Origin of the sequence: Acinetobacter sp. TUM15064 (assembly GCF_008980265.1) — a bacterium.
In the GTDB taxonomy this organism is placed as follows: domain Bacteria; phylum Pseudomonadota; class Gammaproteobacteria; order Pseudomonadales; family Moraxellaceae; genus Acinetobacter.
Genome location: NZ_BKFU01000075.1, coordinates 1 through 14,973, shown reverse-complemented (window position 1 = coordinate 14,973; position 14,973 = coordinate 1). Strand labels below are relative to the sequence as shown.

The window sequence follows — 14,973 nt, the reverse complement described above, 5'->3', positions numbered from 1 at the left end:
AAATAGCCTCTCTATAGTTCTCATAAAATATACTGGAAAAGCCAATGACTTCAGTACGCCAACAGAATTTTCTATTACGCAAAGAGAAAATTTTAGCTATGGCTGAGACTTTGTTATTAGATAATAATCAAGACATCACCTTAAGCGAATTAGCAACGGAACTCGATATTGCCAAGGGTACAATTTACAAGCATTTCAAAAGTAAGAACCAACTCTATTTGGAGTTGATTATCTTAAATGAAACTCGCTTGCTGGAAATTTCTCAGAAGTACAATAATGATATTAAAACCTATGTTTCTGAATACATGTTGTACAACATGTTAAATTCAAATCGTACGATTTTACTGCACGTTATTGAAGAACGTTTAACCAATAGCGAACGTAAACTTAAAGAACTTTTTGAGAAGCTCTATCAAATACGTGAGCAACGTATTATCGAAATTAAAGATATGACCTCTGACTACTTAAAGTCTTTAGACAGTGCAATGTCCATTCGTGATTATTTATCTTATGTATGGACAGTGACCTACGGTGCGTCTTTGTTGCTCAATTCAACGTATTATCAAAAATCAATTGGTTCACGCGAACGCCTGATTAAACTGTATGTTAATCAAGCCCTCATGACACCTGATAAAATTTCACACGCAGTCCTTTAAGTTTCAAAACTGCTTAAGCGACTAAAATAATAAAAAGCCAAACATCAACTGTTTGGCTTTTTACATTTACATCCAATTAATCAGTTGAAATATCTTCAAACAAAACTGAAGATAAATAACGCTCACCACCATCAGGTAAAATCACCACAATAGTTTTACCCGCATTTTCAGGGCGTGCTGCAAGTTCTGCTGCTGCAGCCATCGCTGCACCACTTGAAATACCCACTAAAATACCCTCTTGACTTGCTGTTTTACGTGCCCAATCAATTGCTGTTGCAGCATCAATTGGCATCACTTCATCGACCAAGTCAAGGTCTAAGTTTTTAGGAATAAAATTAGCGCCAATCCCCTGAATCTTATGTGGTCCAGGTGTCAAAGCTTCGCCACGTTTGGTTTGCCCTATAATCGGCGACTCCGCTGGTTCTACCGCAACTGAGTACAAGGCTTGTTTTTTTACTTTTTCAAAATAACTTGAAATCCCAGAAATCGTACCGCCTGTTCCAACACCAGCAACTAAAATATCAACTTTACCACCTGTTGCTTCCCAAATTTCAGGGCCTGTAGTTGCTTCATGGATAGCTGGGTTTGCTGGATTTTCAAACTGTTGTGGTAAGAAATAAGTTTCTGGGTTTTCATCTACTAAACGCTTTGCTTCTTCTACCGCACCACGCATGCCTTTTGCAGGGTCTGTAAGCACCAAGTTAGCACCTAAAGCTTTCATTACTTTACGGCGTTCGATACTCATACTTGATGGCATAGTCAGGGTTAATGCATAGCCTTTTGCTGCAGCAACAAATGCCAAAGCAATCCCAGTATTCCCACTGGTAGGCTCTACGATGTGCATTCCCTCTTTAAGTACACCACGTGCTTCAGCATCTGCAATAAGTGCAGCCCCGATACGGCATTTGACTGAAAATGCTGGGTTACGGCTTTCAACTTTGGCTAAAACGGTTGCTGGGCTTTGTATAATTCGGTTGATACGAACCAATGGGGTATTACCTATCGCTTCTGCGTTATTACTATAAACCGCTATCCCTAAATTATGAGGCGTTGGAAAAGCTGAATCCGTAGTCATAGCAATGTTTCCTATGTTGTTTTTAATGATGTATTGATTATCATACCCTGATTTTTAAATGCAAACTGACATTTGGTCGTGCATATGTTTTTATTTGATAAATAAATCATTTAAACGGAAAAAGTATGGGTTTCCCCATACTTTTAGTAGCAAGTGAGCCACTTATATTAGTGTTAGGCTATTCCACTTTTCCAACTCCGTGACTGCCGCGCTAAAATCCACTTGTGTAGCCTGTTCTCGATCTGTTTTTAAAAACAATTCCTGCGTTGTATGAAAAATAGGAGTTTTCATCTGTCCTTCCTCCGCCAAATCCAACGCAATGCCAATATCTTTTTGCAACAGGTTTAAAGCAAAAGTTTTTTGAAAAGTTCGGCTCAAAACTTTTTGCGCCATCACCGTTTCAGACATCGTACTTTTACCGCTAGAGTGATTGATACAACTCAATGCTCCGACCAAATCAACGCCTCGATGCTTCAAAATAGACAAACCCTCAGACAGAGCCCATAAGTGTGTTGCCATGAGTGTATTGTTCACCGCTTTAACTGCAAAGCCTGCACCACTTTCCCCGACGTATTCAATCAGCCCCGCAAATGCCTGAATGATCGGTTTTGCCCTTTCAAATCCAGCGATATTGCCACCTACCATAACCGTTAAAGTACCGCGTTCAGCACCAATGGTTTGACCCGAAACAGGTGCATCTAAGTAAGTTACACCACGTGCTGCCAAATCAGTGGAAATTCGCTGCGCAGACTCAGGCACGCCACTGGTACAGTCCACCCATAAACTTTCAGACTTAGGTGGATGTAATGCAATTAAAGCTTCAACATCTGCGCTGGTCGGCAAGCATGAAAATATAATATCGGCTTGCACCGCTTGTTGGATTTGAACGGGCTCAGTGCCAAAGGTTTGTGCATGCAATGCAGCTTTTTCCGCTGTGCGATTCCACACCCAAACATTATGACCCAGTTTTGGCAAATGGGAGGCCATATGCCAACCCATTGCGCCCAGTCCTATAAATGCAATATTCAGACTCAAAACGTACTCCTAACCGTGTGCAATAGTGCTATTGATTTGGTCATCCGACTTTTCTATGGCCTGCTCATTTTCACTGCCTCGGTTTAAGAAAAGATTAAGAAGAATAGCTGCTAGTGTTGCGGTGCCAATACCACCTAGGTCAAAACTACCAATTTGTAAGCTGTAATTACCTGTTCCCATAATCAGACACACCGCACCAATCATTAAAGTACTGTTCTTGGTAAAATCAATTTTGTTATCGACCCAAATTTTTGCGCCCGCAACCGTAATCAAACCGAAAACAACAATGGATGCCCCACCCAAAAGTGCAACGGGAATCGTACTAATCACTGCACCAAACTTAGGGGAAAGCCCCAGTAAAATAGCAAACACACCTGCAAAGACAAAGATTGTGGTTGAATAAACTTTAGTGACCGCCATGACTCCAATGTTTTCAGCATAAGTCGTCATCCCTGTTCCACCAACTGAAGCTGAAAGCGTAGTGCACACGCCATCCGCAAAGAAACCACGCCCCATATAAGGAGACAAATTTTTCCCAGTCATCGCTGAAACTGCTTTGAAATGTCCTAAGTTTTCCGCCACCAAAATAATTGCAACAGGTGCAATCAACATCATGGCATTTACATCAAAGGTTGGGCTATGGAAAGTCGGTAAACCAAACCATGCTGCTTGACCAACTTTGGCAAAGTCAATTGCAGTACCAAAACCCATGACATTGGTCAGTAAGAAGTAAATAAAATAGGATGCAACCAAGCCTAAAAGAAGCAATAAGCGGCGCACCATCCCTTTGGTAAATACCGCAATCACACTAATACAAATAATTGTGATTAAGGCCATCCAAGAGTCAAATTGATTGGCCGATACACTTTTAATTGCAACAGGTGCAAGGTGTAAACCAATGATCATTACGATAGCGCCTGTCACAATAGGTGGCATCAACTTTTCAATCCATGCTGTGCCTGTACGCATCACAATTAAGCCAATTAAAGCGTACAATACACCACATGCAATGGTTCCACCCAATGCTAACGAAAGATTTGGATTTGATCCGACACCCGTGTAGCCTGTGACTGCAACCACTGCACCAATAAAGGCAAAGCTAGACCCCAAATAACTTGGCATACGTCCGCCAGTCATTAGGAAGAAAAGTATCGTACCAATCCCTGTAATAAAGATAGTTAAGTTCGGATCAAAACCCATCAGCAATGGCGCAAGCACAGTTGCACCGAACATGGCAAAAGCATGTTGTAATCCTAAAATAATGCTTTTGCCTACGGGCAAGTACTCATCTGTTTGCACAGCAGTTGTATCTAAATCGCCTTGATAAGGCTTAAATTTTGGAAACCACGATTCTTTTGTTTGCATGGGTTTCCCCTCCCTTAAAAAGTAGGATTTTTTGAATTAACACATTGGTAATGGCTCGCAATAACCACGCTTAAAATACATAAGTGCATTCAGTCCACAACTTTGCTTCATGGCTTTGACTTGGCAAAACAGAACATCATGACTCCCCACAGACATACTCTGCACCACTTCGCAGTCAAAACTCACTAAGGCATCATCCAAGACTGGAGCATTGGTCAAAAGTGTGGACCATGTGCCTTGAGCAAAACGTTCAGACATTGGAGTTTTGCCTCCAAATACGTTAGATAAATGTTGTTGCTGGCTCGATAGCGTATTCACACACAGTACTTGATTTGTTTTAAATGTATCAAACACAGAAGATGAACGGTTTAAACAGACCAATAAGGTCGGTGGTGTATCTGTCACACTACATACTGCCGATGCAGTAAAACCTGCCTGACCCGCTGCACCATCCGTCGTAATCACATTAACCGCAGCACCAAGATTCGCCATGCCTTGACGGAACAGGTGTTGATCCAATATCACTTCCGCTTTTTCTTCAGGCACTATAGTGTTTAGCATGGCTTCAACCTGATCTTGGTGTAATAGTTTTGCATTCATCGTATTCTCCATGTCCTGAATGTCAAATTCCTCCATTCAGGACGTTAAAATTTGATTATTCAACTCAAGCCACATGTGCAACCGAAGCAATTTCCACTAAAGCATCAGGCTTAACCAATCCAGTTTGGACACAATAGCGCGCGGGCTTATCACCTGGAAAATATTCGGCATATACAGCATTAATCGCACCATAATCCCCCCAATCTTTCACAAAAATATGGTTAAAAGTCACGTCATCCATCGTACCGCCAGCTGTTTCAAGGACTCGTTTAATAGTCTCTAAAATATGTCGAGTTTGTGCAGCTGCATCGCCCACATGGACAACATTGTTCTGTTCATCAAAAGCTAAAGTGCCTGATACATAGACGATATTGTCAGCCTTAGTCGCAGGTACAAATGGAGCCAGTGGTTTCGCTGTGCCTTCTGGCACAATAATTTCTTTAGGCATGAGACTTCCTTTAATCTATTGTATGTTTGGCTTATGCTGTTTTTGCCAGAGGCTTATTGCCAGAGGTCTGAAAGGTGTTTACAAAACTTTGTGTATCAGATACCCAACCAAAAAAGGTTTTGATGTTATAGAGACTTGCTTCTTGTGCTTCGACGGGCCCAGCCTGATAGCACGCATCCTTAAGAGCTACCCCGAAATACTCCAAGAAAAAACCATCCCTGAGAGTTGACTCAACACAAACATTGGTCGCAATACCAACAAAAACTAAATTTCGGATTCCACGTACCCGCAACATGCTGTCCAGTGCGGTATTAAAAAATCCGCTATAACGAGGCTTTTCAATCACCAAGTCTTGTGGTTCTGGCTTTAGTGCATCAATCAACTCAAAGTCCCAACCACCTTTTGCCAATAGCTTTCCCTGTAGCTCAGGATTTTTGCGCATGGTTTTTAAAGCATTCGACTTATGGAAATTCGGCGAATCAATCCCTCCTGCTTCGCGATATTGATCATCCCAACCATTTTTAAAGTAAATCACCTGTATACCCGCTGCATGTGCAGCAAGAACGGACTTTTGAATGTTTTCAACCACAGGTCTAGTTTTAGATACATCAAACCCAGCTAAATCCAAATAGCCACCTTCTGAGGTATAGGCATTTTGCATATCAATCACAATCAATGCCGTGTGCTCAGGTGCCAATGCAATATGTTCAGGTTCGGCTTTCAATGTTTTTGCGTGCAGGCACTGTTTAGTAAATTCTGTACAGACAATCGGCTCATTCATGCACTTTTCTCCAAAATAGCTTGGGATACGTCCTCTTCAACCACGATATGTTCACGGCATTTCATTAAAGGTTGTATGCGCTGACCAAAGTCTTCGACCCCTTGTACAAAATCATCAAAGGTAAGCAAAATGCCTTCCGTCCCTTGGATCTCACCAATTTCATCTAACATTTGTGCAACATGCTCAAACGAGCCTACTAAGGTTCCCATATTGATATTCACAGGTGAAACTGAAGAGGCCATTTGACGGATGTTCGTATCTGCTCCAGATTTGGTATCTTTACCACCTTGATTCATTAGCCAATTGATGGCCTCCATATCTGCACCAGCATTATATTTTTGCCATTTTGCATGTGCCTCTTCATCGGTTTGTGCAGCAATCACCATGAACAACACATAGGTTTGCACGTCACGGCCTGTTTTATCCGTTTGTACTTTTAAGCGGTCATTGATTTCTGCATAGGCTGTTGGTGTATTCAACCCTTTACCAAAGACAAAGTTGTAGTCGGCATATTTGGCAGAAAACTCAAGTCCTGTATCAGACTGACCTGCACAAATAATTTTCATGTCTGCTTGTGGACGTGGACTGACACGACAATCTTGCATGGTAAAATGCTCTCCTTTGAAGTCTGAACGCCCTGTTGCCCAAAGTTCACGTAGAATTTCTACATATTCCGAGAGATATTCATAACGTTGTGCAAAATATTCATCTCCTGGCCACATCCCCATTTGCGTATATTCTGGAGCTTGCCAACCTGTCACCACATTTAAACCAAAGCGCCCATTTGAAATAGAATCAATCGTTGATGCCATACGCGCCACAATTGCAGGTGGCATTACCAATGTCGCTGCTGTTGCATAAATTTTGATTTTGCTGGTTACTGCTGCAAGCCCAGCCATCAAAGTGAATGTCTCAAGGTTATGATCCCAAAACTCAGTTTTCCCGCCAAAACCACGCAGCTTAATCATCGACAAAGCAAAGTCGAAGCCATAATGCTCAGCGCGTTGAACAATTTTTTTGTTTAGTTCAAATGAAGGCATATACTGTGGGGCGCTTTCCGAAAGCAGCCAGCCATTATTTCCAATCGGGCAAAACACACCTATTTTCATCTCTTTTATCCTCTGGCCTCGGTGAATGCTGATGAATTAAAAATATTCAATCAGCGCAAAGTTTTTACTCTTTGTTTGATAAAAATACATTTGCATAAGCCGTGCCAATTTATTTTTATTATTTATTTTCAAATATTTATTATATTTTAATTATTTTTATTTTTTACCAAAAAGTAAAATAATAATTATCACCATGCACTATATTTGTGATCTATGGTCGAACATTGTGCAGAAAATGAACCAAACTAGTTTTTTTAAATGTATTCGCCTAAAGAAAAAGGTGTCTAGATATAAAATCTAGACACCTTTATTTTATAAAGTTGAATTAAACAATTAACATTTAAACCAAACTTTCCTGTGCTATTAAAAAGCCCAATATTTCGTTATTCATCCGTGCTGTCTCAGTTACAGTCGCCGCATGAGCGCCCTGCCTTAAAAGAGTCAACTGCGCATGCGGAAACAACTGTTTTAGCTTTTGTGAGCGTTGGTAAGGCACAAGGAAATCATCTTGGTTCGCGATCAAATGCATAGGGATATTCTGCAAAGCCACTCGTATCTCCTCGCTCAGTTGAAAAGCCATTAAAGCACTCAGTCGTCGTAATACATTTTCATGTGGTGGAAAGTTTTGAACTTGGAGCTGTTCTTGTTTTTGAATACTTTCTATATTTGCTGAAATCCAAGCGGGTGGATATAAGAACAATGCTTGCGCTTTGACATAAGCTTCTGTTCCAGCCCATTTTAAAAGATTGATTCGTGTTTCAAAGCATTTATAAGTATGCGCATCTAGCGTATCCCAGCCATTTAAAATCGTGATGGACAACATACGATACGCTGTCAGTTGGCATAAATATGCTAATTCGGCACCAATAAAGCCGCCCAATGCATGACCAATAAAATGAAATCGTTGAATATGATGTTGTTTTAAAATCAGCAAAAGTTGCTGCCCCAAATCTCGCATACAATAATCTGGTTTTAATAATGCTGCATCAGCACAGCAACCTTCTTGATCGTAAATCAATACATGAAACTTAGACTGTAGCACTTGAATTTGGGGTTGCCAAAACTGACCATGTCCGCCTAAACCAGACGATAGAACCACATATTCTGCACTTTCTTCATTTGAGGGAAAAATTTGTACATTCATCTTAAAATTTACTTATTGGTCAAAAAAAATAAGTTGCAATAATTATGCCTTTAATAAATACATATATTTTTAAATTTTATAGTGCTATTTTATAAATAGATGAAAGATTATGCTGTCATAAGACTCATATATGAAAAAATAATAAAAGCTTATTATAAATAATCATAAAGAATACAAATATTATTAAATTTTTATCCTTAAATTATATAAATATCGAGAACTTAAGTGATATTCAAGATAACTATTTTTGATGTAAATAGAACGTATATATAACTTTAACTAATATTTTATTTCACTAAAAGCCATGCATATTACACATGAACACACAACATTATGAACTGCTTGGTTTTATACTAAGCGCACAGTTGTTTTGTTTTATGAGTAGGTTTTAAATGAACACAGGACTTGAAATCACGTCTATGCGCGACTCTGCTGAAGTTGTTGTGAGTATTTTAAAATCTCTAGCCAATACCGATCGTTTATTAATTCTATGCCATTTGTCGCAACAAGAACTTAATGTTTCACAAATTGAAGAAATTACTGACATCAAACAGCCAACACTTTCTCAGCAATTGATGATGCTACGCAAAAGCGATGTCGTAAATACACGTCGTGACGGTAAGCAAATTTACTACTCCATTAAAGACGAACGTATGGTAGAAGTCTTAAATACTTTATATCAGTTGTATTGCCCTAAACCACGTCTTTAAAATCAAATAATTATGCTATTTTTGATGTGAGTATAATGAATGCTAAGACTTCTTAGCATTTTTTATGCATAATATATCTAAATTTATGATTTAGATTTTTTTATGTCTGATTGGAATCGTCGTCTAGGCCTTTATCTCCCCGCATGGCAGTGGCTCAAGCACTATGACACGCCTACTTTTAAATCAGATTTACTTGCATCCTTTATTGTCATTGCCATGTTGGTTCCTCAAGGCATGGCATACGCCATGTTGGCAGGTTTACCTCCAATTACAGGATTATATGCCAGTATCATCCCGATGATTATTTATGCCATCATCGGCGGCAGTCCCACGCTTTCGATTGGTCCCGTTGCCATCATTTCCATGATGACCTTTGCGACTTTGAATTCAATGTTCGAAGTTGGTTCACCTGTCTATATACAGGCAGCCTGTCTATTGGCGCTCATGGTCGGTGTTATTTCTCTGTGTTTGGGGATGCTACGCTTTGGTTTTTTAATTCAACTCATTAGCCATCCCGTTATTCAAAGTTTCATTATTGCTTCGGCCTTACTCATTGCTTTGGGTCAGTTGAAGTTTATTGTTGATCTGCCTTTAAAAGCCAATAATATCCCCGAGTTTGCGACTAGTGTTTGGCAATACATTAGTCTCACTCACGTAGGGACGCTAGTCTTTGGACTCTGCGCCATCGCTTTTTTAATTTACACTCCCAAACTACTAAACAGCCATGCCATTAAGTCTTGGTTCGGATCGACTGTATTACTTTCGCGCACCATTCCTTTATTTTTAGTGGTTGCGTCGATCGCCTTAGTCTATTTTTTCCAACTGCAAACATTTGGAATCAAAACGGTCGGAATCATTCCATCTGGTATGCCTCCGCTCGATATGCCGCATTGGAACTGGACTTTGGTTCTGCAACTGTTGCCAGGCGCCACCATGATCGCAATGATCAGTTTTGTTGAATCATTGTCTATTGCCCAAGCAACAGCGCTACAAAATCGAAGTCAACTGAATAGTAACCAAGAGCTGATCGCTTTGGGATTAGCCAACATCAGCGCTGGTTTGAGTTCAGCCTTTCCTGTCACAGGCAGTTTATCTCGTACTGTCGTTAATGCAGATGCAGGCGCTCAAACCCCTATGGCAGGAGTGATATCATCATTATTGATTATTGTAGTGAGCTTATACTTTACTGGTTTTTTTCAAAACCTGCCTTTAGCCATTCTGGCTGCAACGATTATTGTCTCTATTTGGAAATTGGTAGACTTTAGACCCTTTATTGAAGCATGGAAATATTCAAAAGCAGATGGTATTGCTATGTGGATCACGTTCTTTGGGGTCGTATGTATAGATATTTCAACAGGTCTGATCATTGGCATGATCTCAACATTTGTTTTATTGCTTTGGAGAATTAGCCGTCCACATATTGCGGTGATTGGTTTGGTCGAAGGTACACAACATTTTCGCAATGTTGAACGTCATGATGTTCAAACAGCTGCACAAGTGCTTTCCATGCGTATAGATGAAAACCTAAGTTTTCTCAATGCCAATGTCTTAAAAGGTGAACTGATTAATGCAGTCAGCCAGCAACCTACACTGGTTCATGTAGTGATCAATTGTTCAAGTATCAGCAGTATCGACCTAAGTGCTTTAGAAATGTTAGAAGATATCAATCTAGAGTTATCTAAACAAAACATTCAGTTGCATTTATCGGAAGTTAAAGGCCCTGTGATGGATCGGTTACAAGGCTCAAAACTGTTAAAGCATTTAAGTGGAAAAATATTCTTGACTCATTATCAAGCAATTCAAACGCTTGCACCACAGCTTCTATCGACACATTCAATATGATCTATATATGAAAGTTTTTTGGCATAAATGAAAAACTTTCTATGTCTTTTTATGATAAAAACCCATTAAATATGTCATTTTTATGAATAAGAATGAATAATAAAAACTGAAATTACAATAACTTAATTTTTATATTTAAATATTTTTCAGTCAGTTAGGAAATTAGGTATAAAATGGCGCACTTAAAATCCGTATTTTGTCCTCGTAATTTTCAAGGCGCCTCTATGTTCTCTGTTTTAGCGCGAATGAGTTTAGTTACTCGAATTATCATTGCCATTATTTTAGGTATTGGTGTAGCTCTTGTTTTTCCCGGTGTTGCACCTTATTTGAGCCTACTAGGCGACTTGTTTATTAAAGCGTTAAAATCTGTGGCGCCTGTACTTGTTTTCGTTTTAGTTCTTGCCTCTATTGCCAATTTTAGAGTGGGCCACAGTGCAAATCTACGTCCAATTATCATCATGTATGCAATTGGTATGTTGCTCGCTGCGTTTGCAGCGGTTGCCGTCAGTATTATTTTCCCAAGTACATTATACTTAAATTTACCTGCAAATACCGATCTACAAGCACCAAGTAGCCTGATTGAAATTTTTAAGAATTTACTGCTCAGTTTCATCGCTAACCCTGTAACTGCAATTAGCGAAGCAAACTTCATTGGTATTTTAGCTTGGGCTGTTGCTTTAGGCGTAGCTTTTCGCCATGCAAAAGACACGACTAAAGACTTCTTAAATGACACAGCTCATGCGGTAAACAGTGTTATCCGCCTCGTAATTAACTTTGCACCAGTGGGTATTTTTGGCTTAGTGGCCGTCACTTTTGCTGAAACGGGTCTAAGTACTCTAGAAAGCTATGCTCAGTTGCTTGCAGTATTGCTGGGTACTATGGCTTTTGTGGCACTAGTAATTAACCCACTTATGGTTGCGGTTGTAACACGCAGCAACCCCTATCCATTAGTATTCCAATGTTTACGTGAAAGCGGTATTACTGCATTTTTTACACGTAGTTCTGCTGCGAATATTCCAGTTAACTTGGACCTTGCAAAGCGCTTAGGCGTTCCTGAGTCTACGGCAAGCGTAGCAATCCCTTTGGGCGCAACCATCAATATGGCTGGCGCATCTGTGACCATTACTGTACTTACACTTGCAGCAGTCAATACCTTGGGGATTGATGTTGACTTTACTACGATGATGATTTTATCAGTACTTGCGACAGTGTCAGCATGTGGTGCTTCTGGTGTTGCAGGTGGTTCTTTGCTTTTAATCCCTGTTGCTTGCGGTCTGTTTGGTATTTCTTCTGATATTTCGATGCAAGTCGTTGCTATCGGGATGGTGATTAGCGTATTGCAGGACTCAACTGAAACAGCGCTTAACTCATCAACTGATGTATTATTCACTGCAGCAGTTGACCGAGCTTCAAAATAATATATTGTAGAATCAGTACATTGTTTCATTTTTGAAGTTATGCCATTTCAACACTTACCATTTTGGATACAACTGGGTGCATTCTTTTTAGCAATTAATGCTGGAATGATTAATGTTTTAGGACTGGTTACGGTATTACACCAGTCCGTTTCCCACATGACAGGTAATATCAGTGTTTTAGCCATGTCACTTGCGAACTGGCAACCTGAGCACATCTTATACCTTGCGCTTGTTACATTGTGCTATGTGGTAGGGTCATTTTACAGCGGTATCATTTTAGGAAATAGCCACTTTCAGTTGGGTCGCCGTTATGGCTTACCCCTTAGTCTGGTGGCTTTTTTTATTTTTCTATGCTGGTTGTTCCTGCCGTACTTTCCGCGCTATGCACTGCTCTGGGCATGTGTTGCAATGGGTGTACAAAATGCCATGGTCAGCCACTACAAAGGAACCATCATTCGAACCACACACTTGTCTGGTGTCTTAACCGACTTAGGTTTAGCACTCGGCTATCGGGCAAGAGGTCTCGTGGTCGAGCGACGCCGTGTTGTATTACATCTTCTTATTTTAATTGGTTTTTTCATTGGTGGACTCAGTGCAAGTTTGATCTACCCTTATTTCAAACTCAACTCTTTCTTAATCCCGACAGCATTAAGCTTGATCCTTAGTGTTGTATATTGGATCATCTATTTTCGATATCGTCGTATTTAAACGCAATTGTGGAATTCGTTATGGTTAAAAATGCATTACAGGCTCAGTTACTCAAAGCCGGTTTAGTCGATAATAAAAAAGCAAAAAAACTCTCTAAACAAGCAGTGCATGAGCAAAGAACTGGTCAAAGCAATGAAGCTGAGATTAAGGCAAAAATTGCGCAAGACAAACAGCAAAAATTAGAGAAAGATCAAGCCATAGAGCTTGAGAAGAAAACTCTGTTGCAAGAAAAAGAGCTCAAAGCAGCCATTGTTCAAATGATTTCACAGCATAAAGTCCGTGATACGGATGGCGAAGTCATCTACCAATTTATTGATGATGGCAAAATCAAAAAACAATATATCAATCAACAAATTTATAATGCCCTAGTTGCAGGCAGTTTGGTGATTGCTCGTGATCATGACAACTATGCTTTCTTACCAAAAGCTTTAGCTGAACGTATCAATGCTAAACTTGAAGGTTTTATTATTGTCAATAACTCAGAAAAGAATGAAGCTGTCACTAATGAAGAAGATCCTTATGCAGCCTATGTCATTCCAGATGACTTAATGTGGTAATGATTTGACCATTTAACGTTCAAGAAGCTTCCGACAAAGAGGCTTTTTTACAATAAAATGATAGTGATAAATCCCTCGTTATCATGTTGGTCTTTTATCTTTCAATCCAACACATCTATTGAATCTATCTATAATTCAGCCAACGCTCCCAACAACGAGTAAATAATCAAGTCGTTGAAAACGTGTATAAATTTAGTGACATGATTTGATTAATCTGTATAGCTGATTACACTATTTTCAGTGTTTTAATCAAAAGAAGACTAAATTTTGGATAAATTTCATTTTATACAGAACTTAAAAGACTGGTCAGATCAGTATCCTTGGATCGAAATGCTCACAGGGTTTTGCATACTGATTTTAATTGCAATATTGGCCTATATTATTGCTAAACATGTTGTTGTCCGTGGTATTCGGCATCTCATCACTAAGCTAAAATTTGCCAATCATGACATCATGTCGCAGCATAGTGTGATTCGTCGAATTGCGAACATTGTCCCAGCAATCGTCATTATGAATGGTATCGTCACCGTTCCCCACCTGTCTGCGAAAATGGTCAGCTTTGTGCAAATGGCAGCGCAAGCATTCATCTTCTTGACCATCGCCTTAGCCATCGGTGAATTGCTTAATATCTTCAATTTGGTGTATCAGCGTAATCCTAAATCACGCAATAAACCCATCAAAGGTTATTTGCAACTCATCAAGCTGATTATCTTTATTGTCTGTGGTTTGATGATTCTCGGGACTTTCCTGAAAAAAGATGTCTTCACTTTGCTTGCAGGTTTTGGTGCAATGGCTGCAGTGTTGATGCTGGTTTTCCAAAATACAATTTTGTCATTGGTGGCTTCTGTGCAGATTTCATCTTATGACATGGTACGTATTGGAGACTGGATTGAAATGCCCTCACTTAATGCCGATGGCGATGTGATTGATATGTCATTACATACCATTACCGTACAGAATTTTGACAAAACATTCACCACCATTCCAACCAACAAATTGGTCACCGATACCTTTAAAAACTGGCGTGGAATGTCACAGTCTGGCGTTCGGCGTATTAAACGCTCCATTTATATTGATCAAAGCAGTGTTCATTTCATGTCAGAAGAAGAGCAAGTTAAACTGCGCGATTTCCTGTTACTAGATCAGTATTTAGATCATAAGAGTAGTGAATTGATTGAGTTTAATCAAAAACTTGACAATACATCACCGTGTAACCAAAGACGCTTGACCAACATCGGAACGTTCCGTGCTTATGTCGAGTTATACCTTAATCAGCATCCCAATATTTCAAAACACCAGTCCCTCATCGTACGTCAGTTACAGCCAACGGAAAAAGGTTTGCCACTAGAAATTTATGCATTTAGCAACCAAATTGCATGGAAAGACTACGAGGCTATTCAGTCAGATATTTTTGATCATTTAATTGCGATTATTCCAGAGTTTGGACTCAGAATTTACCAAGCACCTTCAGGGCATGATATGCAAGTTGCACTATCTGAACATTAAATTTCTTATTTAGCACACT

General features: G+C 39.6%; 15 protein-coding genes. 7 read left to right on the top strand and 8 right to left on the bottom strand.

Features of this window, described 5'->3' with window-relative positions; genetic code table 11:
- The first annotated feature begins 44 nt into the window (after nt 1–44).
- Nucleotides 45–656, top strand: a complete 612-nt coding sequence (locus GBI16_RS16000; protein ID WP_086210034.1) for a TetR/AcrR family transcriptional regulator — start codon at nt 45–47, stop codon at nt 654–656.
- 76 nt (nt 657–732) lie between these two features.
- On the opposite strand, the gene cysK is transcribed toward GBI16_RS16000, so the two are convergent.
- From cysK to rutD, 8 genes are all read right to left on the bottom strand, one after another.
- Nucleotides 733–1,731 (bottom strand): cysteine synthase A, encoded by a 999-nt coding sequence (gene cysK / locus GBI16_RS15995; protein ID WP_151707445.1) that lies wholly within the window; start codon nt 1,729–1,731, stop codon nt 733–735.
- A gap of 162 nt (nt 1,732–1,893) precedes the next feature.
- On the bottom strand, nt 1,894–2,730 hold the full coding sequence (locus GBI16_RS15990) for an NAD(P)-dependent oxidoreductase (protein ID WP_404814619.1): 837 nt from the start codon (nt 2,728–2,730) through the stop codon (nt 1,894–1,896).
- 45 nt (nt 2,731–2,775) lie between these two features.
- Entirely contained in the window at nt 2,776–4,131 is a 1,356-nt protein-coding gene (gene rutG, locus GBI16_RS15985) for a pyrimidine utilization transport protein G (RefSeq protein ID WP_086210037.1), read from the bottom strand.
- 36 nt (nt 4,132–4,167) lie between these two features.
- Nucleotides 4,168–4,692 carry an NADH-dependent FMN reductase RutF gene (gene rutF / locus GBI16_RS15980; protein WP_086210238.1) on the bottom strand — a complete coding sequence of 175 codons (525 nt, stop codon included), beginning with the start codon at nt 4,690–4,692 and terminating at the stop codon, nt 4,168–4,170.
- Between the two features lie 103 nt (nt 4,693–4,795).
- Nucleotides 4,796–5,179 (bottom strand): pyrimidine utilization protein C, encoded by a 384-nt coding sequence (rutC, locus tag GBI16_RS15975; protein WP_086210038.1) that lies wholly within the window; start codon nt 5,177–5,179, stop codon nt 4,796–4,798.
- Between the two features lie 31 nt (nt 5,180–5,210).
- Nucleotides 5,211–5,960: a pyrimidine utilization protein B gene (rutB, locus tag GBI16_RS15970; protein ID WP_151707444.1), complete on the bottom strand. Its 750-nt coding sequence runs from the start codon at nt 5,958–5,960 to the stop codon at nt 5,211–5,213.
- Nucleotides 5,957–7,069 (bottom strand): pyrimidine utilization protein A, encoded by a 1,113-nt coding sequence (rutA, locus tag GBI16_RS15965; protein ID WP_110974003.1) that lies wholly within the window; start codon nt 7,067–7,069, stop codon nt 5,957–5,959. Before rutA ends, rutB begins: the two co-directional genes overlap by 4 nt.
- 340 nt (nt 7,070–7,409) lie before the next feature.
- Nucleotides 7,410–8,213: a pyrimidine utilization protein D gene (rutD, locus tag GBI16_RS15960; protein ID WP_151707443.1), complete on the bottom strand. Its 804-nt coding sequence runs from the start codon at nt 8,211–8,213 to the stop codon at nt 7,410–7,412.
- Between the two features lie 392 nt (nt 8,214–8,605).
- Here rutD and GBI16_RS15955 point away from each other — a divergent pair, with 392 nt between their 5' ends.
- The 6 genes from GBI16_RS15955 to GBI16_RS15930 all read left to right on the top strand — a co-directional run bounded on the left by GBI16_RS15955 (nt 8,606) and on the right by GBI16_RS15930 (nt 14,954).
- Nucleotides 8,606–8,923: a helix-turn-helix transcriptional regulator gene (locus GBI16_RS15955; protein WP_086210042.1), complete on the top strand. Its 318-nt coding sequence runs from the start codon at nt 8,606–8,608 to the stop codon at nt 8,921–8,923.
- A gap of 102 nt (nt 8,924–9,025) precedes the next feature.
- The gene (locus GBI16_RS15950; protein ID WP_151707442.1) at nt 9,026–10,765 is read left to right on the top strand and encodes a SulP family inorganic anion transporter; all 1,740 of its coding nucleotides are present in this window, start codon (nt 9,026–9,028) and stop codon (nt 10,763–10,765) included.
- 224 nt (nt 10,766–10,989) lie between these two features.
- The gene (gene sstT, locus GBI16_RS15945; protein ID WP_086210044.1) at nt 10,990–12,183 is read left to right on the top strand and encodes a serine/threonine transporter SstT; all 1,194 of its coding nucleotides are present in this window, start codon (nt 10,990–10,992) and stop codon (nt 12,181–12,183) included.
- Between the two features lie 39 nt (nt 12,184–12,222).
- The gene (locus GBI16_RS15940; RefSeq protein ID WP_086210045.1) at nt 12,223–12,891 is read left to right on the top strand and encodes a YoaK family protein; all 669 of its coding nucleotides are present in this window, start codon (nt 12,223–12,225) and stop codon (nt 12,889–12,891) included.
- 20 nt (nt 12,892–12,911) lie between these two features.
- Nucleotides 12,912–13,448 carry a DUF2058 domain-containing protein gene (locus tag GBI16_RS15935; RefSeq protein WP_151707441.1) on the top strand — a complete coding sequence of 179 codons (537 nt, stop codon included), beginning with the start codon at nt 12,912–12,914 and terminating at the stop codon, nt 13,446–13,448.
- Nucleotides 13,449–13,715: 267 nt separating this feature from the next.
- Nucleotides 13,716–14,954: a mechanosensitive ion channel family protein gene (locus GBI16_RS15930; protein ID WP_086210047.1), complete on the top strand. Its 1,239-nt coding sequence runs from the start codon at nt 13,716–13,718 to the stop codon at nt 14,952–14,954.
- Nucleotides 14,955–14,973: the final 19 nt, after the last annotated feature.